This window comes from Synechococcus sp. CCY 0621, assembly GCF_019038465.1.
Lineage (GTDB): Bacteria > Cyanobacteriota > Cyanobacteriia > PCC-6307 > Cyanobiaceae > Cyanobium.
In genome coordinates, this window is sequence record NZ_JAFKRH010000015.1 from 1 (window position 1) to 21609 (window position 21609).

Sequence of the window (21609 nt, forward strand, 5' to 3'; positions counted from 1 at the left end):
ACCGACCAGAGGGCCGCGCGGATGGCCTCCTACCCGGGGGCGGGGCAATCCGCAACGCCAGATCGTCGGTACGACGGAGGAACGGATCTCCCCATGGCCCCACCCCCCTCCCCTTCACGCTGGCGCCAGCTGCTGCTGCTCGCCGCCATCGCCCTGGCGGTGGTCCTGTTCTTCGCGCTGGGCCTGCACCGCCAGCTCACCCTGGAGGCCCTGAAGGCGGCCCATGGCGCCCTGCTGGAACAGCGCCGCCAGGCCCCCCTGCTGGTGGCGGGCGCCTACCTGCTGCTCTACGTGCTGGTGGCGGCCCTGTCGCTGCCGGGGGCCGCGGTGCTCACCCTGGCCGGGGGGGCGCTCTTCGGGGTCGGGCTGGGCACCCTGCTGGTGTCGTTCGCCTCCAGCATCGGCGCCCTGCTGGCCTTCCTGGTGGCCCGCACCCTGCTGCGGGAACCGGTGCGGCGGCGGTTCGCCCGCCAGCTGGCGCCGATCGAGGCGGGGGTGGCGCACGATGGGGTGCTCTACCTGCTCAGCCTGCGGCTGGCGCCGGTGTTCCCCTTCTTCCTGGTGAACCTGCTGATGGCGCTGACGCCGATCCGGGCGGCCAGCTTTTACTTCACCAGCCAGATCGGCATGCTTCCCGGCACGTTCGTCTACGTGAACGCCGGCACCCAGCTGGCCCAGCTGCGCGGGGTCGGCGGCATCCTCAGCCCGCCGCTGCTGGGGTCGCTGCTGCTGCTGGCCCTGTTCCCCTGGCTGGCCAAGGCGGCCCTGGGCCGCTGGCAGACCTGGCGGCTCTACCGGCGCTGGCGGTGGCCGCGCCGCTTCGATCGCAACCTGATCGTGATCGGCGCTGGCGCGGCGGGGCTGGTGACCGCCTACATCGCCGCCACGGTGAAGGCGCGGGTGACCCTGGTGGAGCGCGGCGCCATGGGCGGCGACTGCCTCAACACCGGCTGCGTGCCCAGCAAGGCGCTGATCAGCTCGGCGCGGCTGGCGGCGCGCCTGCGCCGGGCCGACCGCTACGGACTTGAGCCGCTGGAACCGCGGCTGAGCGTGCGGCGGGTGCTGGAGCGGGTGGCCGCCAAAGTGGCGGCCGTGGCCCCCCACGACAGCGTCGAGCGCTACGAGGGCCTGGGGGTGGAGGTGCTGCGCGGCGAGGCCCGCCTGCTCGATCCCTGGACGGTGGCGATCCGCACCGACGCGGGCACCGAGCAGCGGCTCACCGCCCGGGCGATCGTGCTGGCCACCGGCGCCGAACCGGTGCAGCCCGACTGGCCGGGCAGCGAGGCGGTACCCCTGCTGACCAGCGAGACCGTCTGGGGCTGGCTGGCCCAGTGCCCGCTGGAACGGCCGCGGCTGGCGGTGCTGGGGGGCGGGCCGATCGCCTGCGAACTGGCCCAGGCCCTGGCCCAGCTGGGTCTATCGATCACCCAGATCCAGCGCAGCGACCGCCTGCTGCGCAAGGAGGACGCCGATGTGGCCGCCGAGGTGCAGCAGGCCCTCGAGGAGGACGGCGTGACCCTGCACATGGACACCGAGGTGCTCGGCTTCGAGCGGGATCCCGCCCCCGGCGGGGCGGTGACGGTGCTGGTGCGGCAGGGGGAGCGGCGGGAGCGGATCGCCTGCGACGCCGTGCTCTGTGCCCTGGGCCGCCGTGCCCGGCTGCAGGGCTACGGCCTCGAGGAGCTGGGCATTCCCACCGGCGCCACGATCACCACCAACGCCTTCCTGCAGACGCTCTACCCCAACATCTACGCCGCCGGCGACGTGGCCGGGCCGTACCAGTTCACCCACACCGCCGCCCACCAGGCCTGGTATGCGGCGGTCAATGCCCTGTTCGGCCAGCTGCGCTCCTTCAAGGTGGACAACCGCGTCATCCCGCGCACCACCTTCACCGATCCGGAGGTGGCGACGGTGGGGCTCACCGAAGCCGAGGCGGCGGCCCGGGGGGTGGCGGTGGAGGTGACGCGATTCCCCCTGCACGAACTCGACCGTGCCATCGTCGAGAGCGCTGAACGCGGGTTCGTGAAAGTGCTCACCCCACCGGGCAGCGACCGGATCCTGGGCGCCACGATCGTGGCCGAGCACGCCGGCGAACTGCTGGCCGAGTTCGTGCTGGCCATGAAATGGGGCCTGGGACTAGGCAGGATCTTCGGGACGATCCACGCCTATCCCACTCTGGCCGAGGCCAACAAATACACCGCCGGTGTCTGGAAGAAGCAGCGGGTACCCCAGCACCTGCTGCCCTGGCTGCGCCGCTACCACGCCTGGCGGCGCCAAGGCTGAGCCCCCGCGCACCGCGACACACCGCTCCCACCCAACCCCCTGCGACCCCTCCCCGATGACCAGCGCCGCCGATCTGCACCGCAGCGTTCAGGAGTACTACGGCTCCACCCTCAGCAGCAGCGCCGACCTGCGCACCAGCGCCTGCTGCGACGCCAGCAGCGTGCCGCCGGCGCTGCGGCCCCTGCTGGCCCGGATCCACCCCGAGGTGCTGAGCCGCTACTACGGCTGCGGCCTGGTGGCGCCGCCGCTGCTGGAGGGCCTGCGGGTGCTCGACCTGGGCTGCGGCAGCGGCCGCGACGTGTACCTGCTGGCCCAGCTGGTGGGGCCCGGCGGCGCGGTGGTGGGCGTTGACATGACGCCGGAGCAGCTGGCGGTGGCCCGGCGCCACGTCGACCACCACGCCGAGGTGTTCGGCTACGCCAACGTGCAGTTTCTGGAGGGCCGCATCGAGCAGCTGGAGGCCCTGCCCCTGGAGCCCGGCAGCTTCGATCTGGTCATCTCCAACTGCGTGGTCAACCTGTCGGCCGACAAGCTGGCGGTGCTCAACGGGGTGCGGCGGCTGCTGAAGCCCGGCGGGGAATTCTTCTTCGCCGACGTCTACGCCGACCGGCGCGTGCCCGAGGCCCTGCGCCACGACCCGGTGCTGCACGGCGAATGCCTCAGCGGCGCCCTCTACTGGAACGACTTCCTGCGGCTGGCCCGCCAGGCCGGCTTCGCCGATCCGCGCCTGGTGGGCGACCGGCCCCTGGAGATCACCGACCCGGAGCTGGCCGCCCGCACCGGAGCGATCCGCTTCTTCTCCGCCACCTACCGGCTGTTCCGGATCGGGGCCCTCGATGACGCCTGCGAGGACCACGGCCAGGCGGTGATCTACCGCGGCAGCATCGCCGGCCACCCCGACGCCCTGCCCTTCGACAAGCACCACCAGATCGAAACGGGGCGGGTGTTTCCGGTCTGCGGCAACACCTTCCGCATGCTGGCGGAGAGCCGGCTGGCGCCCCACTTCGAGTTCATCGGCGATTTCAGCCGCCACTACGGCCTGTTCGAGGGCTGCGGCAGCGCCATCCCCTTCGATGTTGCGCCCTCCTCTAGCGCCGACGGACCCGCGCCCCAGCCGACCGCCGCCGGCGGCTCCTGCTGCTGAGGCGACGGCCCACGGCTCGCAAGGGCCGCGGCAGCCGCGGGATCGGATCGCCGTCCTGGAGCAGATGCAGCCAGCTGCTGGCCTCCAGGCCCACGAAGGCCGCCAGCAGCAGGGGCCGCTGGGAGCCCCAGAGCTCCCGGCCCCGCTGCACCAGCTCGCCAGGCGCCGGGGCGCCCAGGGGCCCGAGGGCGGCGCAGGCGAGCAGCATCAGCGCCGCCAGCCACAGCAGCCGCAGGCTGGTGCCCAGCAGGGGGCTGTGGGAGAGCAGGGAGCGGTGGCTGAGCAGGCGCCGGTAGGGCCACCACAGCAGCCGCAGCGGCCCCCAGCGGCGGGTGGCGTTGGAGCGGGTGTCCAGGTCGGGGGAGAGCCAGAGGCCACCGAGCAGGAAGGCACCGGTGGCGACAGCCACTCCCACCGGCCCCAGAGCCGGCCACCAGAGCAGCCCGAACGGCAGAGCCAGCCGTCGGGTGGCGCGATCGTGGCTGCGGCCGCTGGCCATGGCCTGGGTCCGGACGCTGCCGGCAAGGTACCGGCCATCGGTGCGCGGCGCCCCTTCCGCCAGAATGCCGCCATCGCCCGATTAGCTCAGCGGTAGAGCGCCTGCCTTACAAGCAGGATGTCGCTGGTTCGAAACCGGCATCGGGCATCTCTCTCAGAATCTCAGATCCCAGGCCAGAACCGCGTTTTACCAAGGGTTCTCGGCCAAGGCGCCCCGAGACAGGAGCGGACAGAATCGGACCGATTTAGTCCTTATGGGCTAGCTTTTTACCCAGGATTTACCAGGGGCGAAAAACTGCGATGGCCTGCCCTCCGTGGCAACACGATCTGAGCCGCGCTTTCAAGCGGCATCGGGCGGGCCGCAGCGGCTGGTATCTCCAGGTTCATGGCGACCGCCTGCGGCTGGTGAGCAAGGAGTTTCCCCCCCGTCCTGGCGAGCAAGCCGCCGCTGGACCGAAGCAAAGGGCGCTCACCTTGTCCACTCCGCCAGGGCCCTCTACGGCCGCCACTGCCTTGGCCGAAGCCTGCGGGGTGTTCGATGCCGTCATGGCGGCCAGCTGGTCCTGGCCTCATCCCGATGCCACACCAGCGGCGGATGACCCTGGTCACTTACAGCCCAGCCACCTCCGCCGCCTGACCCGACAACTGCGCGAGCAGTTGGTTGGGGAACAGATGCAGGCCGGCACCTGGGAGCGGACCTGGCAGCCATACCTCAACCGGATAGCCACCACGGCGGAGGAGCGCAACTGGGCCGACGATGAGTCATTCCTGGCCGCCTTTCTGCGGGGCTGGCCGCCAAACAGCCGCAGCCGGCAGATGGCCTACGACCGTGCCCGCAGGCTGTGGAAGGAGGCCGGCTGGAACTGGCCGGAGGAGTTGAACTCGCTTCGAGGGAACGGGAAGGCTGTAGCGGCAGCGGAGGGGGTGAGGAGCTTCACCGATGACGAGATTGATCAACTGCGTGTGTCCATTCAGCAGAGCCGTCTGACTGCTGCTGACGCGGTGGCCTGGGACTGCATGATCGTGTTCGGTCTCCGCCCAAAGGAGCTACAGGGTTTGGAATTAGAATGGAGAGATGGCCAACTAGTGGCGGTCGTTTCGCGCAGCAAGCGGTCCAGCCGGGGAAGCAGTGGTGCACGCGTCGTACCAGCGGTCCCTCCCGCTGGTTGGCAATCGGACTGCCATGGATTGCTTGCACGGTGGCGGCAAGAAGGGCTTCCGCAATCCTTGCTTTCGGCTAGATCACCTGGGCAAGTCCTGACACAGCAGCTGCGCCGGTTACATCTGCCTGAGGAGCTGACTTCTTATGGCCTCCGTCATGCCTTCGCACTCCGGTTGGGCCTGGACCTTGGGTTGCACGTCAGGGAAGCAGCCGAGCTGATGGGACACTCCCCAGCAGTACACCTGTGTACCTATGGGCGGCGATTAGACGCGCCGGGACTCCTTGCAAAGGTGGCGGCAATCTTAACGGCTCGATAGCCGCTAGTTGCGAATGAGAACACATTGATGGCCAGCAAATAGTGGCATCTGGGCGAGACCGTGATAGCCTGCATCGCTTACTTGCGATTTCCCGATAGATTATGTTAATCGAGTGGCGCTCATAATTCACTAATCCAGCTACTAAAGCCTAAGGAATCGCACGAGAGCCTGTCATGCTTTGCCGGAATTCACCATTTGGATGAATTTGGCAATTTGGGATGCGTTGTCCTGCAGAAGATTGGAGATGATTCTATGATTTTCATATGGGATATTCTGCTGTGGCGTAACTTCCCTAATTGCCTTGGTTCCATTTTTGAGTGCATTCAACAATGGAAAGGCTACTTCACGCTGCTCTCCTTCATGCCCTAAAGTCACAGTGAGTGAGGCAATTCTATGGCTGTTTCTGCCGAAGCCAATTAGATCACTGGGATCTACCTTTAATGTCTTTGCTGGCTCATCAGAAATATATTGGAAACGCAGGGACAAGACCGAGGCTGAGGGATCAAAGCCAATAACACAGGCCTTAGGAATGTCGAATTGAGAGACACTTGTGTCTATAATTTCCTTGGAGAATTCCAAGGCAAATGGTCTTTCGGAAACTGCCATGGCTTAGATTGTCCCTAGGATTGGTGAAATAGCAGAAATAAATACACGAAACGCATGTTTGTATGCATTATTCTTGGGAATGACAGTATTGGTACTGTCTAGAATTAAGACTCCCCATCGCTTCCCGTTTAGCTCTATGCTGATAGCCGCATATGCCTTCGCATTATAGTTCATTTCTATTGCCTTGTCTACAGGGACCCTTACGAGATTGAAATAGTCTTGCTTCTCTTTGTCTGTCATGGTGGGATGAGGTGTTGGCACGTCTTTGATCTCCACCCATCGTCCATTCATGCACCATGCCTGTCCAACCACACCCTCCATATCGTTCGGGTGGTCAGAAAATCTAAAGATGCTCCGGGTATTCTTGGTTACGGTTCCAGACCTTGCTATGGGGACGAAATATTTGTGCCATGGCGGCTTGAGCATTGCGACACAGCCATATTGAACACGGTATATGGTTGCCCTGTGCTGATACTCAAAGTCGTTCTGATGATCACGAGAGCTGTATACGGCTCTTGCGAACTCATCTAGGCATGACTGAATTGCCACCCATTTCCATGGAGTTGACGATCTTGCAAGTGCTTCAAGTAGTGGCAGAACTGTGCTAAGAATTGGAAGAACGACAGGCTGCCAAGGATTGGCCCAATTCGCCAGATCTGCAAGGAATGTGCCATGAGAAGCATTGCTAATGAAGGGGATGGGGAGTGCCGAGGATCCATTTACGGCACCTAATAGGCCTGCACATGCGATATAGATCAATATAACAACCTGCAGCAATCGCGTGAACAGCCACCATTTTCTGCTGCCCGTGCGGTCGAGAGATACGTGGAGTTTGCCAATAATTGAACTAGGCATGCCTACGCTTTCGCAAAGAGTGACCTCGAGAACTGGCAGGAGTCGCAGCGCTCATGGTTGTCAGACAATTTCCCAAAAATCCTACATGTTGAGCGCAAAAAGATGTAAGTAATCGCGAACACAACAGGCTCATAAAGCAAGTTTGATAGGGTGAGACGATCTTAGCCTTATGCGTTGCATCAAGCCAGCGAGTTGATCATCTTTTCTGGGTGTTCCCGGCACCGTTGCACACTTGGACTAGAACTCGCCACTGCTTTTGCCGCCGTGCCCGTACCTAGGAGCTCAGATCGGCAAGGGCCAGCCCGAGCTGGGCTAAAGTTGGGTTAGGGACTAGTCGCTTCTGATGCCGCCTCGGCACTGGCAGGCAGCTCCCGGCAGCGGTCACGAATGCCCTTGGTAAGCCCGGTGCCGGCGATTGCACCAGTGGGGACCTACTAATTATCAATCTCGCGGAGCCGCCGCAGGATTTCGCGGAAGCCGGCGATGCCCATGATCTTGAAAAACATCCAGTTGATCATGTATCCCTCAAGCATTCAAGAGTGTCATCTGCCGATGTTAAGAGCGTCAGCCGCCGATTGCAGCCAGCACCTCGGCATCAGTGGCGCTCAGGTATTCACCGAGAGATCCTAGCGACTTGTGGCCGGTGAGCTTCTGGACGACGTGCAACGGCACCCCTCGGCCCACGGCAGATTGAGCCAGCGACCGGCGGAAAGAATGGGTGCTCACCCCCTGGAGACCTAAGCGGGCGCAGGTGGCGCGAAGGGCCTTATCGGCAGCCTGCCGGGTCTGCGGTGTCGTTGTCGATCCGGCCGCCGGGAACAGGGCCTCGGTCGACGCCGGGGGGTGACCATGCTCAGCCTCCCAGGCGGTGCGGTAGACGGCTAGGGCCTCCCGCAGGGCATGGACGATGGGAACTTGCCGGGTGGTCTTCGTTTTCGTGGAGGCCCGGCGGAAAGTCACCACGCCGTTGATGTCGGCCCAGGTGAGGGCGAGGGCCTCGGAGATGCGGGCGGCGGTCCAGCGCTGAATTGCCCAGAGGCAGGCGTAGCGGGGCGAGGGCGCAGCGGCCTGCAGAGCGTCGAGCTGGTCTTCGGTGAGGGCAGCGGCCTTGCCGTGGCGATCGTTCTTCATGCCCTGATCCTAGTTGCTCTTTTGGTAAAAGAGCAACCGACTAGACAGGGAGACGGGAATGCAGAGATTGCCCTTGATCACGGGCTAAATCCTTCTTACTGAGTCTCAGCAAGGTCGCTTACTGCGAAAAGTCAGCCCCCTCCAGCTCCTCGCGCAGCGTCACCACCGACGCCAGCAGCAGGCCGTAACGATCCGCCAGTTCATCCCGCTGCGGCGACCCCATCGGCGCCGCGTTGATCTGCTGGACTAGGGCCTCCAGCTGCTCGCGTAGCGCGGCGAGACGGACGCGGCGTGGATCAGGCTCAGGCATCTCGGTTGGGCTTAGCACTCCCACGATGCCGTTAGCTGCATCCCGTTCGGGAGGGCAGCTGGTCGGATGGGTCCGGTGACCGGACAAGGGCAGTGAACGCTAGTTGCTGTTAATCACCTCACCAGTTGTGCAATGAAACACACCCCGAGTGGGTCCACCAAACCCATTCGTTGCAGTGAAGTCAATCAAACCGCCTGCGGTAGGAGTCTTGGCGTGAGTCTGAACGCTAGATGGATCGCGGGCGCGTTCCTTAAGCAGCACCTGACAGTTGATCATTTCTTCATCAGACAGCGTGCGCCCAGGATTTACCGCCCGTTGGGCCGCAGCGGCCTGGGCGGCTTGTCGTCGCACCAATTCGACCTTCTCATCAGCAACTTCCTTCCTCAACCGCGCCAGGTACTTTCCGCAAGTCGGATTGTCTGGCTTGGTAACATCTAAAACAGTCTTGCAAAAAGCCATACGCGCCTTCTCCTTTTCTTCTTCAGTGCTGGGCGCCTTCGGCCTAGATGTCGTCAAGGTGGGGGCAGCAGCAATGAGCAGAGTTATTCCAATCAGCGCTCCCGAATAGATCAGAAACTGAACAGGATGGCTGAAATCAGTAATCTTCCTCATAGATCCAACAGCTTAGTCATCTGTGCCGAGCATCGCAGCAAACAGCTTTCAGCTGCAAGTCCGAGCCTTCCGGTCAAGAGCGATCAGGGGCAACCGTCAGGGTGATGGAGCGGATCGCGACGATCACAAGCTGCCGGCGGATGCCTTAGGCAGCGGCGGTCAGCTGGCAGTTAGCCAGACCCTGACACAGTGGCGGCTGATGTTCAGGCGTTGGGCGATCTGGCGTTCGTGGAAAGAACCCCCCCGTTTTTCCGTCATTTTTCTGCGCATTGCTGGCGGCCTGCTGATCCGCCGTAAAGCCGGGCACCCAGGGCATCCCGGCACCGTTGAGGGCCGTTAAGCGTTAAGCCTTTTAGCCAGTCTTACGATTGCGTTATGTGCCTTACTCCTGACCCTCGTCCTCCACGGCAGCCAGCGCCAGGCCCTGCGCCCTGACGCGGAGCATGATCCGCTCCCGCTGCTCAGTTCGCAGGCTGGGCTCAGCCTCCAAGGCGGCCACGAACATGCCGACCACCTTCGCCACCTCCCTTCGAGCGTGGCTGGCCTCGCTCCAGTTGTCGCGCCAGCGGGGCGAATGACTCAGGAGCCAGGTTGCAGCGCGGGTGTCGCCCTTTTCGGCCATCTTGTGCAGTTGCTGCAGCAGCCGTTCCTCACCCTCAACCCGGCCACGTTGGATAGCGGCGGCTAGGGCGGCCTCCAGCTCGCTGGCGTCGGGCCTAAGACCAGCGGCGATCCATTCCCGCAGTGTGCAGCGGTTGACGCCTAGGGCCTGAGCGATGGAAAGCATTGGGAGGCCCAGGACGGTGAGTTCTCCCGCCCGTTTGACCCTTTCAACGGTGAGCTTCCTGCGGGGGGCTCCCCCTGATTGCTGAAGCAAATTGCAGTCAGTGGTCATGGATTTACCTGGGCTTCTTGGCAAGTTTCTTCTGGTATCGGGATATTCGTTTCGCCCAGTCTCCGCTCCAGCCAGCCTGAGCTACGTTCTCGCAGACTGCTATCGCATCAGAGTGACGGCCTTGCTTGTCGTAGATAATTGCCAATTGCTGAAAGGCCTTGACCAAAAACCCCTCAGTTTGCATTTCTGGAATGTATTGGTAACAATTCTCGGCCCATCCTGCAGGCCGCCCAGAAATCATCTTTGAGTAGTGGCGAAAAGAGGACTCGCAGCGAGAGTAAATCTCCTCAAGGATGGCCAGTGCGGCATCCAAGTTCTCTTTCTCGTCCCTTTTGGCGTAATGGTTCATCGCCTCTTCGTAAAGCCTGACATGCGTGGAGAGGTGGGCCAGGCTTTTGGTGTCACCGTCTCTAGCCCCGAACATATCAATCCACTCACTTACAGCGCTAGCAAAATCTATTTTCTGGACAGGCTTCCCTGAAGTTGGACGGCCAAGCAGCCGATCTCCAATATCTTCACCAAAAATAGTGCGAGCAGTGCGAGGGTTCTTCAGGATCCACTCTCCACCTGTAACACTTAATGGGAGACTCTTCTCCCCTCGGTCCCCGACAACAATCCTCTCCCCACCACGATCTCTCCACTGTTTAGGCATCATATAGCATCTACAATTCCATATCGGATCGATTTTCTTGTGTCCATCCCAATATGGGCCCGGCTTTCCGCGCTTGTATTGTTGCCCGTCTAGCCCTAGGCAGATTGGACGCGTTTCGGAGTCCAATGTAGCTGTCCATATCAGATCACCATCAGACCAAGCAGGGTCTGATTCAAGTGCACGAACAGCTCTTCCATACAGACTCTCCTCGTCAACGTCACTGCCTCCAATTTCAAGAGAAACTTGATTCTCCCCTGCTGGGGGATTAAGTCGAGACAGGAGACGGCTGAAAAGGCCTGGTTTGCGAGGCGCTGAGAGGGCATCATTTGACCTATTCGCATTTCTCGACTGAGCGGAAGCCAGCTCCACCTCGCGCCTGAGATTCTTCAGGGGGATCCTATCAATAAGCTTGCCATCTACGGCGACGATGACAAAGGTTTCCGCAGTCAAGCGAGACTTGCTCTTGTCAACGTCAGACCTTGCATTTAGCTTCCCCTTTCTTAAGGCATATCTGATAGCCGCCTCAAAAAGATCTTCATCACTTTCGGCATTCATCAGGCCATCTCCCGAGTCCTATACGGTTGGCACCTCAGCATGTTCGCAGGCTACCCCCGATCATGCAAAGCTCGGTTGAGTTGTGAACATGGATTGGGAGGGGTTCTCCTCAACGCTCCTAGGCTCGATCAGCGCAGCCGCTCGCAGGCTTCGCCGTCACTGTCTCCATCGAGGTACGTGTGCCCCTCCCGCAGCAGCTGCTGGGCCCGCTCCCAGGAGCCGACATTTGCGCAATACCACCGCCGCCCTGGACTGGATGCGGGAGCTGTCCTGTCGTTAATGATCGTCAGCGTCACCGGGCGCTGGGACGGCTGGCGTGGAGCGCCTCGGTTGGCGTCTCTCCAATCCCAAGGACGCTGGATCCCGCCGTCGAATCTCCAGACCCCTACGCGGTATCGCTGAGCCAGCCTCTCCCGATCGAGATAAGCCCATTCGTCGCACTGCTTCAGGTACTGGCGATAAGCAAAAGCATGGCCCTGCTGTACCAGCGCGAGGCCCGCATTGGTCCCGTTCTGGGTGAACACCTCAGCGACGGTCCTCCCATACCGATCCTTGGTCTGGGCTTTCAGCGTCACCGTGGAACCGACCGGAAGCAACTCCTGGAGCGCTTGCCTTGCCTGCTGCCCGTAGGGAGCCTGCGCCATCTCCGGGGCATCAATGCAGGCCACCCGGATTGTGATGTTCTTCCCACGATCCTCGACCCGCAGGGTATCGCCATCGCCCACTGAGATCACCGTGGCGGCATCAACGGCGAGGGGGCTGAGCAGCGGGAGGGCCAGCAGGCTGGCAATTGGTGCGAGCCGCATCCGGTCTGGAAGTAGCGGTAATCCATCATCGCCGCGGGCACCGCCTCAGCAGGGGCCCCTGCATCCTCTGCAGCCGGCAGCGGGGATGGGGTCTCCCCACCACTCGCGGCCGGAGTCGCCCGGTCAGCCGGCGGCTGGTGCTGGGGTTGGTGATGGCCTGCCAGAGCAGGTCAAGGGCAGCGTCATCGATGGGAGGCATCGAGGGGCAGCGGGTGTCTTCAGTGTTCCCGCGGTCGGTCGGGGTGTGGCATGGTACGGAGACCAGCTGGAGGGTGGAGCGGTGAACAGCAGACCTAAACTCCACAATTCAATCAAGATTGCTCGACTCGACGGACAGAGCTTGGAGGAGGCTTACAAGGCTGATAAGCGCTTTTGGCGGCTCACCCGAGCTGAGCGAAGGGGGTTGCTCGCTTGGGCTAAAAAGGAAGACAGTCAATTGAACCAGCCACTACTCCCTTCCGAAATCCCAACACTGCCCTCTGAAACAGAATTTGTTATTCCTGAAGGGATGACGCCCGAAGAAGCCACTCGTGAAAAAATTAAACGTGATGCCGAGCTTTATCCAGTAACTCTAGTTACTCACTTGAAGGACCTGTCGGCACATGAGCCAGCAAGGCTAAAGAAATGGATGGGCCCGCCAGTCCCGCCAAGTCGCAGGCAAAAGCTCCGGGAGTATCGGGATGCTTTACGTCGTAAAGCCATTGCTGTCAGAACTGTCTCCTATCGCTCTGGTCCACGGGGTGGAACGTACCAGCTGCGTCTGAGTAGAACCGGGAATCTTTATCGGCATTACGTGTAGCCAGGCTCTTTTCTTTTTCGTACGGCAGCTACTGGCATCGACAGCGCCGCCGTGGGTGCTGGGGTCGGTCAGGGCGGCCAGAACAAGTCAAGGCCAGTTTCATCGAGGTGCGCCATCAAGGGGGTGCAGCGGCTGCACCAGAGCTCCCGGCTGCCGTCAGATGCGGTACTGGCGGGGGCCAGGCCATGGGGGCATGGGGCCTCGGGCGGCGCGGCACCCGTAGGCCCACCGAGCAGGAAGGATCCAAGCAGGCGCCCACGTCGGGCCGGTGATGATCAGAACGCAAGAGCCGGCGGGAACCGTTTCCCCTTGCCACAACCGGGGTCTGGGGCCATGGCGAAAATGTCGCCGGAATGCGATCAACGCCGCAAGGTGCGCGGGTCATGACCCGGCCGGCGCAGTGCCCAAGCCGTGGCCATGAGGATCGGGCGAGCTTTTGCTGCCAGCCGTTGGCCCTCGCCTTCCAGGAAGCCTGCCTTGGGCAGCAGGGAGCCCTCGGACAGGAAGGTCACCACGCGCAGGGTTTCAAGAGCGCTTAGACGAAGCATCAGGGCATCGCGGCGGACCCAGCTCAGGCGCGGGGCATCGGGACGGCGCTTGGCGTCCGCCAGATGGGAGAGCCCCCAGCAGAGTCGGCGGGGGGGCCACTGCTGCAGGCCCAGCAGATCGGCGATCCGCGACTGCTCCTGAGCGATACGCAGACGATCCCAGGCGGCGGGCTTGAGGCGGCCTGCACGGGCTCCTGGGCGGCGGTGCGATCGGTGGCTGACCGGCCGGCACTGGCAGCAGCCCCAACTCTGAGCAGGCGGCAGCCAGAGCACCCGGCAGGGGCGGGCGCAGGAGGGGCAGAGAAGCACCAGGGCCTTGCCTCCCTTGCCGCCGAAGCAGCCGCGGACCGCGCCCCAGCGGAGCTCCACCGGGGACCCATCGGTCAGAGTCGAGGAGACATCACCCGGTTGCACCTGGGCACGGATCGCGCCCGCCGTGATCCGGGAGCAATGCTCAGCGCGGGGGCGGTTCATGTCGCCATCACACCAATTCGCCCAGCGTCACCTCAGAGGCCCCCTGCCCGAGCTGCTCATCCTCCGGCGGTGGTTGCACCTCGATGGGCCGCCAGCGGACAGAGGCAGCGGGACGGGGCGACGGTGCAGGCGGGGCCGGGGCAACAGGTCGGGCGATGGAGGCCAGCGATCAACGGTCATGGCAGGCGATGCAAAGGACTTTTTCCCCCCTAAGCCCCCCCCTTACAAACACTCCCTTTGCCAAACAATCGCTGAAAAGCTCTGCAGTGGAACCGCTTTCAGGCATTGTTAGGTGCCTAATCATGCCAAATACCTTGAGAAGGGTTGCAGTGACTGGGGTTTCACGGATTGTTTGGCATGTGTGTGTATAGAGGGGGGGTCAGGCAGCTACATGGCGCTCGCCGCCTGGCGTGAGGGTGTACCCGTTTCCCTTTGATCGGATCAGCCGCTCCTGCCGGAGCCGTTTCAGCGAGCTGTAGATGCTCTGCCCCGTCTTGTTGGTGGCCTCGATCAATGCCGCCGGCTTGGTGGGAAGGCCAGCCGTACTGAGCCGCTGTATCAGCGCCAGCAGTTCGTCATCCACGTTTTCGTGGTAGTGCCCTTCCGCCAGCTGAAACTCACCGCTGCGCCAGTGGTAGGCGAACTCCCGGCGCGACTCACCACGGAGTTTCTCCACGATCCAGCGGTAAGGCTGATCGGTGCCTTTCTTCGGTGGTTCGATCCGATGGATCACGGAGGGCACCTCCTGCCAGGCAGGGTGGCCGCCGATGGACTTCAGACCCGTGCCGGATCGGTTGCTGTGCGTGTTGATCCACAGCACGGCATGGCGGCAAACGATCGCCTTCAGGAGCCGTAGGTACTGATCCACAGGCCCCACGTAGGGGCTTAGACCCGCCTGCTGAAAGACCGCGTTAGCAGTGTCGATGAACACTGCCAGCACGTCACCCTGCGCCACCCTTAGGGCGAGTCGGTGAAGGTTGGGGAGCGTGATGCTCCAGCCCGCTTCGCTGCCGTCCTCCGCTTCGGCCCAGACCTCGATCAGCGCGCCACGGTCTGCAACCTGCAGTTCGTCGCAGTAGTCGCTGATCTGGTTGTAGGCAGTGGGGCCGCCATCTGTGGCGATGTAGAGGATCGTGCGCCGGCTGCCGCCACCTTTGCGGGGCGACTGGTGATCCATGAAACCGGCGGTGCCTAGGGACAGGATCGTGGCCAGCTCCAGCGTGAGCAGGGTCTTACCGGCGCCGGCATCGGCCACCAGGAGGTGCAGGTCACGGTCCAGGACAAACCCTGGCTGTAGCTGCTGGATCCCTGCGCCGGGGTCTGCCTTGCCGATGATCCGGCCGCGGGCAGGCGGTGCCTGGCTGGATAGGTCGATGCCTTGGCTTTCAGCCCATCGCCGGAGCAGCTCTGCCTCGATCCGCTCACGGCTGACACCTTGCCGATAGATGCGGGCGAGGATCACATCCACGCGGCTGTGCTCCTGGGCGATGGTGGCCTCTAGGAGCTGGCGATAGTGCCAGTCAATGTCCTGTGCCTCGTTGGCGATAGCAACGGCCGGATCTTTTGCACTGGGGTGCTGCAGCACGTTGCCCGCCGCCTTCTCATCGAGGGCCGCCAGCCCCGCCTCGATGTCTCTGCGGTTCAAGCGGGTCATGGCCGCGCCACCTGCTCACGGTGCAGCCCATGCAGCGCCAGCACGATCAGATCCCGTGGCTGGTATGGCCCCAGGTCCGGCGGTGGCAGCTCCGGCTCCTCCTCAGGCAGCACCGGCGACTCCGACCGGTACGTTGCCAGCCGGTAGTCCCAACTGGTGGCCCAGCGGTCAGCGTCCTCTGCCTGATACCGCAGCTCGCGGTGCTGCAGTCCCAGCAGGTCCAGCAGCCGCCTCAGGGCCACGTCATTGCCTGCGATGGCCGCCAGCCGGGGGAGCAGCTTCGTGGTCTCCTCCACGGCCAGCTGGATCAGCTGATGCACCTCCCGGAACTGGTCATCCCTGAGGTGCTCGAAGGGCTCGACCGCCAGGGCCTCGGCGATCAACGGCGTCAGTAACCGGAGCTTCCCGGCGACGATCTCGGCCTCTGACCGCTCCAGCTTCCGCCGTGCGGCCCCTGGCAGGTGCTGCCGTTCCTGATGCGGTCGCAGCACCGTGCTGTTGCCGCCGAACCCGCCCCGGACGCTGACCACGGCCCAGGGCTGCCCCTCGACTGTGACCACCTCCCCAACTCTCAGATCAGGCGGGTGAAACGACGAACCGTGCCAGCAGGAGATCCATCCGGGTCCTCGCCGGCATTTGTCATCAGTGACGCGGCCGCACAATTTGCACGGACTACCCCTTCCGCTGGAGGACAAGCGGGATGCGTTAGTGGCCACCATCAGCGCTGCCCTCGGCCAACCTTGTCCTTGAGGAGTGCTCGCAGGCCGTAGACCATCGCCAGCCGCATGAGAGCGGATCGACTCGCTCCCAGCTCTTCTGCAACTGCAGAAATCTGCTCCAGCTCCTCCGTGGTGAGCCGCACTGTTATGGGCCGGCCAAGTCCACGCGGCAGTAGATCAAGCGGCGAAAACATTTGTCTGCGGGCCGTACTCGCTAGCTTGCCGACGAACGGAGAGCTGGCATCAGCGCCGTTGTACACAGGCCCGGACGGCCGCAAGGATGAAGCGTGGCTGGGAGTTCCAGCGGCTTGAGTTGATGCCTTCATCAGCTCACACCCATGCGTTTGGTGCGCACTTTCAGTGCGTCCTGCACAGAGGCCGGATCCCATCGGAGCCTCGGCCGAATGGAACCCGTGCCCACGGCGACAAAGTGCTTGCCAGGGCGAAAGAAACCCTCAGCTCGAAGCCGCTGAAGAGTCTTTGTACTGACCCGCAGAAGACCTGCGAGCTCTGCTGTAGACGAAGAAAACTGAAGTTGGATCTCCACGGGAACTAATTGCCCGCCGAAGCGAGCGATCCCCCGCGTGGGGCAGCGACTGGAGTCAGGTGGCTGTCATACGGGGCTTTAACCCGTGCCGCGTGCGTACCCCGTAGGGCATTGGCGCTCCATGAAAGACCGTAGAGACCCCTTGACAAGACGTCAAGAGCCAAGATCGGACAGAGAGGCCGCGAGGATGCAGTTTTACCGCAGCTTTACCAGGCGACTGATCGGTCAGCCATAAATGACTGCAGCACAAGCAGTTTCAGCAGCAGATGCCTGCCTTACAAGCAGGATGTCGCTGGTTCGAAACCGGCATCGGGCATCGGGGGAGGGGGCGATGGCCCAACGATCCCGCCGAAAGATGGTCATCGAGATGACCATCTCCTTGCGACAGGACACGGTGGCGGAGGCCAAAGCCCAGCTGTCGAGCCTGCTCGACGCGATGGCGCAAGGCCAGGCGGTGGTCATCCCCCAACGCGGCAAAGCCATCGCTGAGCTGGTTCCCCGGCATGCCGTGAGCGATCTCCTACCCCAGCTCCAGGCTCTGCGGGTTGACGTCAGCTCCTGATGCTGTCTGTCGACACCGGCGTGCTGCTGGCGGCCCTAACACCGGAGGCCCACTCCGGCGCCGGGGCAATCAGCCCCTGGAGTGCCACCGAGCTCCATTCCGCTCTCGGTCTCAAAGTGCGCACCAAGGCCCTGAGCCCGTCGCAGGCCGAAGCGGTGCTGCAGGTCTTTGAACGCAGCCTGAGCCCGGGTTTTCTGATGCAGGAGGTGGAACTCCAGGACTTCCTTCCGTAATGCCAAAGTCTGTCTGCGCGTCTGGACAACGGCCCTGTGGGCGGCCGCTGCGCTGCACCTGGCGATCGCCTCCGGATGGGAAGCCACCCTTGGCAGCCTGGATGCGCCGTTTGTGAAGGCAGCCCGGCAACTGGGGCTCGAGGCCCAGCTGATCGGGGCTGACTGACGCGCGACTGGCGGATGGCCAGGACCATGGGGATCGGCAGGCTTGTTAAAGGAAATGCCGGTTCGCTTGAATTACGCTGACGCTTATTCAAGGTTGGGCCTCCACCAAAGGAGATGAAACGGGAAGCCACAGGGCACTACGACATAACCAGCACCGCCGGAGAGACCGTCAGAGCCTTCGTGCCGGAGCCTCTGCCACCCCATCCCCCGCTCGACTTGGTCGGGCTGGGGCAGGCCCTGAAGGATCGCGCCCTCCTGGCCTGTGGGCGCCTCGATGGCGTGTCGGCCCTGCTTCCTGATCCAGACCTGTTTCTATACGCCTACGTCCGTCGGGAGGCCCTGCTCTCGTCCCAGATCGAGGGAACCCAGTCGTCTCTGTCAGACCTGCTGTTGTTCGAGCTTGAAGAGGCTCCTGGGGTTCCCTTTGACGATGTCGTTGAGGTATCGAGCTACGTAGCGGCCCTCGAACACGGCCTGGCCCGGATGGCCAGTGGTTTCCCCCTCTCCTCCCGCTTGCTGAGGGAAATCCACGAAGTGCTGTTGGCCCGTGGGCGTGGTGCCGATCGAATGCCGGGCCAGTTCCGGCGCAGCCAGAACTGGATCGGCGGCACCCGGCCGGGCAATGCCCGCTTTGTGCCACCACCTCCTGGGCTGGTGGAGGGCTGTATGGCCGAGCTGGAGCGGTTCATCCATGCCGACGACGATCTGCACGTACTGGTGAAGGCCGCCCTCGCCCACGTGCAGTTCGAGACGATCCACCCATTCCTGGATGGCAATGGCCGCCTAGGACGACTGCTGATCGTGCTGATGCTGGTGGATGGAGGCATCCTGCGCCAGCCCCTGCTTTATCTCAGCCTGTTTTTCAAACAGCACCGCAGCCGCTACTACGAACTCCTCGATGAGGTGCGCCAGCAGGGTGACTGGGAGGCGTGGATAGCGTTCTTTCTGGAGGGTGTGGAGAGCACCGCTGCTGCCGCTGTGGACTCGGCCCACCGCTTGCTGGACCTGTTCCGGAGCGACGAGATGAAGCTCACAGGATTGGGCCGATCGGGCACCAGCCTGAGGCAGGTCTACGCGTCGCTCAGGCAACGGCCCTTGATAGGAATTCCCCAGCTCGCGGCCAGGGCGCAGGTGAGCTTCCCCACCGCAGCCAAGGCCATGGAGCGCTTGGTGGCTCTGGGAATCGCCAGAGAAGTCACCGGAGGCCGGCGCAACCGGGTATTTGCCTACGACGCCTACCTCGCCATCCTGGGTGAAGGGGCTGAACCGCTCTGAGTGAAAGACGGGATGTTCCCCCAACCACGGACATCGGGGCAATTCTGCGCATGATTGTGCGCACCGATTCGTAGTAATGGCCCAAATGCCTTGCCGCATCAGGAATTGCTATCTGCCTTAGAAGCAGGATGTCGCTGGTTCGAAACCGGCATCGGGCATCGGGGCAGAACCACGCCAGGCAGGGCGATTGAGGCCGTCCCGCGCAACATGGAGGCGGCTGGGGCCGATCAGATCGCCGTTTGCTCCGCCCTCCAAAGCAACTGGCAGCTGTACGGTTCTGGCGTGATCGCTCGGGTCAGATTCGACGCCAACTGCTCGCCGGTCCTGGCCAGCGAAACCCGGGTGAGGTCGTGCTGGTCACGCACGACACCTCGGTGGCCCAGAACTGCGGGCGGATCAACCAGATCCAGGACGGGCAGATCAACAGAAGCGCCGCCGGATGATGGGGGCGGCCTGAGCCGGTTGTCTGTCAGCCGAATTCCATGCCAGGACATCCCATGGGTGGTGGGCCTGGCCCCTACGCAGGCTCAGGGCCCTGGAAGAGGACGACCCGGTCCTTCTCGCCTTTCGCCTCATACATCGCCAGATCGGCATTGTTGAGAAGGGTTGCGGCGGAAGATCCATGGGCGGGGAAGATCGCAATACCGATACTGACCCGCACCCTGAGAACGTCCCCGTGAAGAACACAGGATTCAGCGATGCACTCCACCATCTCCTTGGCCATGCGCATGACATCGGCCTGATCCCCAACTTCCAGCAACAGGCAGACAAATTCATCGCCGCCCCAGCGACTGACCATGTCATCCTCACACAGGAAAGGCGTTAAGCGTGTCGCCACCATCTGCAAGACCTCATCACCCAGATCGTGACCATAGGAATCATTGATGCTTGTGAATTGATCCACATCAATGGACAAGATCGCAAGCCCCCACCCAAGCCGCCTCGCCTGGGACAGGCCGTGCTCAAGGCGTTGGCCAAAGGCCGAGCGATTGGGCACATTCGTGAGTGGGTCCTTGATGGCGCTCTGCCGGGCTTCATCCCTCTGCTGACGCGCCTCCGCCACGTGACCGCGCGCTCCATCCAGCTCGGCATTTGCTTTAACAAGGTCAGATTCAAGGGTTGTCCGCTACACAACCCCATCAGCAACACTTTGATTCACCAGCTTGATCTCGACGGCGGCAGTCGCAACCTATTCTTCTGTTGCTTGATTCTGGGAGTGGGCGTCCAGAAGATCTTCCACAGGAACATCTTCTTGGTTGAGAGCCTCATTGACCGCTGCGGGCTCTGTGGCAGCCTCCTCAACATCTCCCTTGATCGTCTGATTCTGATTCAACGGACTTCCAAGTGATGAATCCCTGGCCGATGGCTGCCTGCTGGCCTTTTCGGACGTCATCCCCTTGTCCACCACCACTTCTTTGAGCTTCTCAAGGCGAAGCGAACTCTGGGTACGGCATGCCGCCAGAGTGCTGCGCCACCGCAGCGCCAACGCTTCGGGGAGGGTGCCCAGCAGCGCCGCTGGTGATGTATTAGGGCCTGCCGTACGCGATCTCCTGCCCCAGCTCCAGGATCTGCGGGACTCCCTGCCCCATCAGGCCACCAGCGGCGTGGAGACGATGCGCACCCTGCGGGATGACGTCGGCTCCTGATGCTGTATGCGACACCTGCGTGCTGCTGGGCTTGGAACCCCGCCTGGCCCCAGGGTTCCTGATGCTGGAGGTGGAAGCCCAGGACTTCCGGAATGCCAACGCCTGTCTGCGCGGCTGGACCACGGCCCTGCGGGCGGCCGATGCGAAGAATTTGGCCTGAGCGATGCGGTAGGGATCCGCCATGTCGACAATCGGCAGGCTTCCTAAAGGAAGTGCCGGTTCACTTGAACACGCCGTTTCTTTATTCAAGGAATGGCGCCAGGAGCGCCGTGGAGCGCTGAGCAGCCTCAGGCCCTCCAGCCGGGCCTGCACCAGCAGCAGACGGTCGAAGGGGTCGCGGTGGATCCAGGGCAGGTGCTGCACCGCCAGCGCCTGCTCGGCGCGGACGGGGAGTTCGCGGCATCCCTGCCCCAGCAGGCCCAGGCGCAGGGCGGCGGCCTCCACCTGGAAGTCGGCCCGGTTCGATGGCACACCGGCGCCGGCAATCCCCGGGGGGCCCTATGGGGCCGATCGGCTGGTGGAGGGCCTGGACTACGCCACGGCCCTGCTCGATGCCATGGAGGCGGCCGGCCTGCCCTGGCTGCAATGCCATCCGGAGTACGGCGCCAGCCAGTTCGAGCTGTCGCTGGCGCCGGGCACCCCCCTGGAGGCCGCCGACAGGATGGTGCACGCCAAGTGGCTGATCCAACGGCTGACGCGCCGCTTCGGCTGGCGCTGCAGCTTCAGCCACAAGCCCAGCCTGGAGCGGGTGGGCAACGGCGGCCACCTGCACCTGAGCATGCGGCGCGACGGGGTGCTGGTCGGCGCCCTTCCAGGTGTGGGGCGTGGAGAACCGGGAGGCGGCCGTGCTGCTGGGGGCCGCGGCGGCCGTGGTGGCCGATGGCCTGGAGCAGGCCCGCCCGCTGCCGCCGCCGGTGGTTGGGGATCCAGCCGGGTTGCCCGCAGGTACGGCGGCGCGCCTGCCCGCCAGCCTGGCCGAGGCCTCGGCCGCCTTCGCCGCCAGCAGCCTGCTGCGCCAGGCCCTGGGTGAAGCGCTGCACGGCTCCCTGCTCGACAGCCAGGCGGCGGAGCGCTGCAGTGAGGCGGAGCTGGCGGCTGCGGACGCCTGGTGGCCGTTGGCAGGGGGGATCGGCTGAGCGGCCATCTGCCCCGTCGTGGTCG

The 21609-nt window shown here is 63.4% G+C and carries 21 protein-coding genes, 2 tRNA genes and 1 pseudogene; 10 read left to right on the plus strand and 14 right to left on the minus strand.

What is annotated here, in order from left to right:
- Positions 1-93: 93 nt before the first annotated feature.
- Positions 94-2283 carry a dihydrolipoyl dehydrogenase family protein gene (locus KUG43_RS05155; RefSeq protein WP_216906806.1) on the plus strand — a complete coding sequence of 730 codons (2190 nt, stop codon included), beginning with the start codon at positions 94-96 and terminating at the stop codon, positions 2281-2283.
- Positions 2284-2338: 55 nt separating this feature from the next.
- A complete protein-coding gene (locus tag KUG43_RS05160) occupies positions 2339-3427 on the plus strand; it encodes a methyltransferase domain-containing protein (RefSeq protein WP_216906808.1) in 1089 nt (362 codons plus the stop codon).
- Here KUG43_RS05160 and KUG43_RS05165 read toward each other — a convergent pair.
- Positions 3372-3926 carry a metal-binding protein gene (locus KUG43_RS05165; RefSeq protein ID WP_216906810.1) on the minus strand — a complete coding sequence of 185 codons (555 nt, stop codon included), beginning with the start codon at positions 3924-3926 and terminating at the stop codon, positions 3372-3374. The genes KUG43_RS05160 and KUG43_RS05165 overlap by 56 nt on opposite strands.
- A gap of 75 nt (positions 3927-4001) precedes the next feature.
- On the opposite strand from KUG43_RS05165, the gene KUG43_RS05170 reads away from it, so the two are divergent.
- Positions 4002-4073, plus strand: a tRNA-Val gene (locus tag KUG43_RS05170).
- 1502 nt (positions 4074-5575) lie between these two features.
- Here the strand turns inward: KUG43_RS05170 and KUG43_RS05175 are convergent.
- The 11 genes from KUG43_RS05175 to KUG43_RS05225 all read right to left on the minus strand — a co-directional run bounded on the left by KUG43_RS05175 (position 5576) and on the right by KUG43_RS05225 (position 15831).
- Positions 5576-6010 (minus strand): hypothetical protein, encoded by a 435-nt coding sequence (locus tag KUG43_RS05175; protein WP_216906812.1) that lies wholly within the window; start codon positions 6008-6010, stop codon positions 5576-5578.
- A 3-nt stretch (positions 6011-6013) separates the two neighbouring features.
- Complete coding sequence (locus KUG43_RS05180) at positions 6014-6787, minus strand: hypothetical protein (protein ID WP_216906814.1); 774 nt, start codon at positions 6785-6787, stop codon at positions 6014-6016.
- Between the two features lie 642 nt (positions 6788-7429).
- Entirely contained in the window at positions 7430-7996 is a 567-nt protein-coding gene (locus tag KUG43_RS05185; RefSeq protein ID WP_216906816.1) for a tyrosine-type recombinase/integrase, read from the minus strand.
- 118 nt (positions 7997-8114) lie between these two features.
- A complete protein-coding gene (locus tag KUG43_RS05190) occupies positions 8115-8306 on the minus strand; it encodes a hypothetical protein (RefSeq protein WP_216906818.1) in 192 nt (63 codons plus the stop codon).
- Positions 8307-8405: 99 nt separating this feature from the next.
- Positions 8406-8918, minus strand: a complete 513-nt coding sequence (locus KUG43_RS05195) for a hypothetical protein (protein WP_216906820.1) — start codon at positions 8916-8918, stop codon at positions 8406-8408.
- 382 nt (positions 8919-9300) lie between these two features.
- The gene (locus KUG43_RS05200; protein WP_216906828.1) at positions 9301-9705 is read right to left on the minus strand and encodes a hypothetical protein; all 405 of its coding nucleotides are present in this window, start codon (positions 9703-9705) and stop codon (positions 9301-9303) included.
- 112 nt (positions 9706-9817) lie between these two features.
- A complete protein-coding gene (locus KUG43_RS05205; protein WP_216906830.1) occupies positions 9818-11020 on the minus strand; it encodes a putative phage head morphogenesis protein in 1203 nt (400 codons plus the stop codon).
- A gap of 128 nt (positions 11021-11148) precedes the next feature.
- The gene (locus KUG43_RS05210; RefSeq protein ID WP_216906832.1) at positions 11149-11826 is read right to left on the minus strand and encodes a thermonuclease family protein; all 678 of its coding nucleotides are present in this window, start codon (positions 11824-11826) and stop codon (positions 11149-11151) included.
- Between the two features lie 1158 nt (positions 11827-12984).
- Positions 12985-13647, minus strand: a complete 663-nt coding sequence (locus tag KUG43_RS05215; RefSeq protein WP_216906834.1) for a hypothetical protein — start codon at positions 13645-13647, stop codon at positions 12985-12987.
- Between the two features lie 379 nt (positions 13648-14026).
- On the minus strand, positions 14027-15301 hold the full coding sequence (locus KUG43_RS05220) for an AAA family ATPase (protein WP_216906836.1): 1275 nt from the start codon (positions 15299-15301) through the stop codon (positions 14027-14029).
- Positions 15298-15831, minus strand: a complete 534-nt coding sequence (locus KUG43_RS05225) for a hypothetical protein (RefSeq protein WP_216906838.1) — start codon at positions 15829-15831, stop codon at positions 15298-15300. The genes KUG43_RS05220 and KUG43_RS05225 overlap by 4 nt, the downstream gene beginning before the upstream one ends.
- A gap of 1067 nt (positions 15832-16898) precedes the next feature.
- Between KUG43_RS05225 and KUG43_RS05235 the strand changes: the two genes are divergently transcribed.
- The 4 genes from KUG43_RS05235 (at position 16899) to KUG43_RS05250 (ending at position 18960) form a co-directional block, all read left to right on the plus strand.
- Positions 16899-17129: a type II toxin-antitoxin system Phd/YefM family antitoxin gene (locus tag KUG43_RS05235; RefSeq protein WP_286194415.1), complete on the plus strand. Its 231-nt coding sequence runs from the start codon at positions 16899-16901 to the stop codon at positions 17127-17129.
- Positions 17129-17362 carry a PIN domain-containing protein gene (locus tag KUG43_RS05240; protein ID WP_216906842.1) on the plus strand — a complete coding sequence of 78 codons (234 nt, stop codon included), beginning with the start codon at positions 17129-17131 and terminating at the stop codon, positions 17360-17362. Before KUG43_RS05235 ends, KUG43_RS05240 begins: the two co-directional genes overlap by 1 nt.
- Before the next feature lie 345 nt (positions 17363-17707).
- Positions 17708-18802: a Fic family protein gene (locus KUG43_RS05245; protein WP_353617934.1), complete on the plus strand. Its 1095-nt coding sequence runs from the start codon at positions 17708-17710 to the stop codon at positions 18800-18802.
- Between the two features lie 60 nt (positions 18803-18862).
- Positions 18863-18960, plus strand: a tRNA-OTHER gene (locus tag KUG43_RS05250).
- A gap of 359 nt (positions 18961-19319) precedes the next feature.
- On the opposite strand, the gene KUG43_RS05255 is transcribed toward KUG43_RS05250, so the two are convergent.
- Entirely contained in the window at positions 19320-19865 is a 546-nt protein-coding gene (locus tag KUG43_RS05255) for a diguanylate cyclase domain-containing protein (protein ID WP_216906846.1), read from the minus strand.
- Here KUG43_RS05255 and KUG43_RS17230 point away from each other — a divergent pair.
- Positions 19761-20150: a hypothetical protein gene (locus KUG43_RS17230; protein ID WP_216907313.1), complete on the plus strand. Its 390-nt coding sequence runs from the start codon at positions 19761-19763 to the stop codon at positions 20148-20150. The genes KUG43_RS05255 and KUG43_RS17230 overlap by 105 nt on opposite strands.
- 178 nt (positions 20151-20328) lie before the next feature.
- Here KUG43_RS17230 and KUG43_RS17235 read toward each other — a convergent pair whose 3' ends face one another.
- A complete protein-coding gene (locus tag KUG43_RS17235; RefSeq protein WP_216906848.1) occupies positions 20329-20919 on the minus strand; it encodes a PIN domain-containing protein in 591 nt (196 codons plus the stop codon).
- 46 nt (positions 20920-20965) lie between these two features.
- Here KUG43_RS17235 and KUG43_RS17240 point away from each other — a divergent pair.
- Both KUG43_RS17240 and KUG43_RS17245 read left to right on the plus strand, forming a co-directional pair.
- Positions 20966-21181 (plus strand): annotated as a pseudogene (locus KUG43_RS17240) (glutamine synthetase); the annotation flags it as partial.
- A gap of 82 nt (positions 21182-21263) precedes the next feature.
- Entirely contained in the window at positions 21264-21584 is a 321-nt protein-coding gene (locus KUG43_RS17245; RefSeq protein WP_353617955.1) for a hypothetical protein, read from the plus strand.
- Positions 21585-21609: the final 25 nt, after the last annotated feature.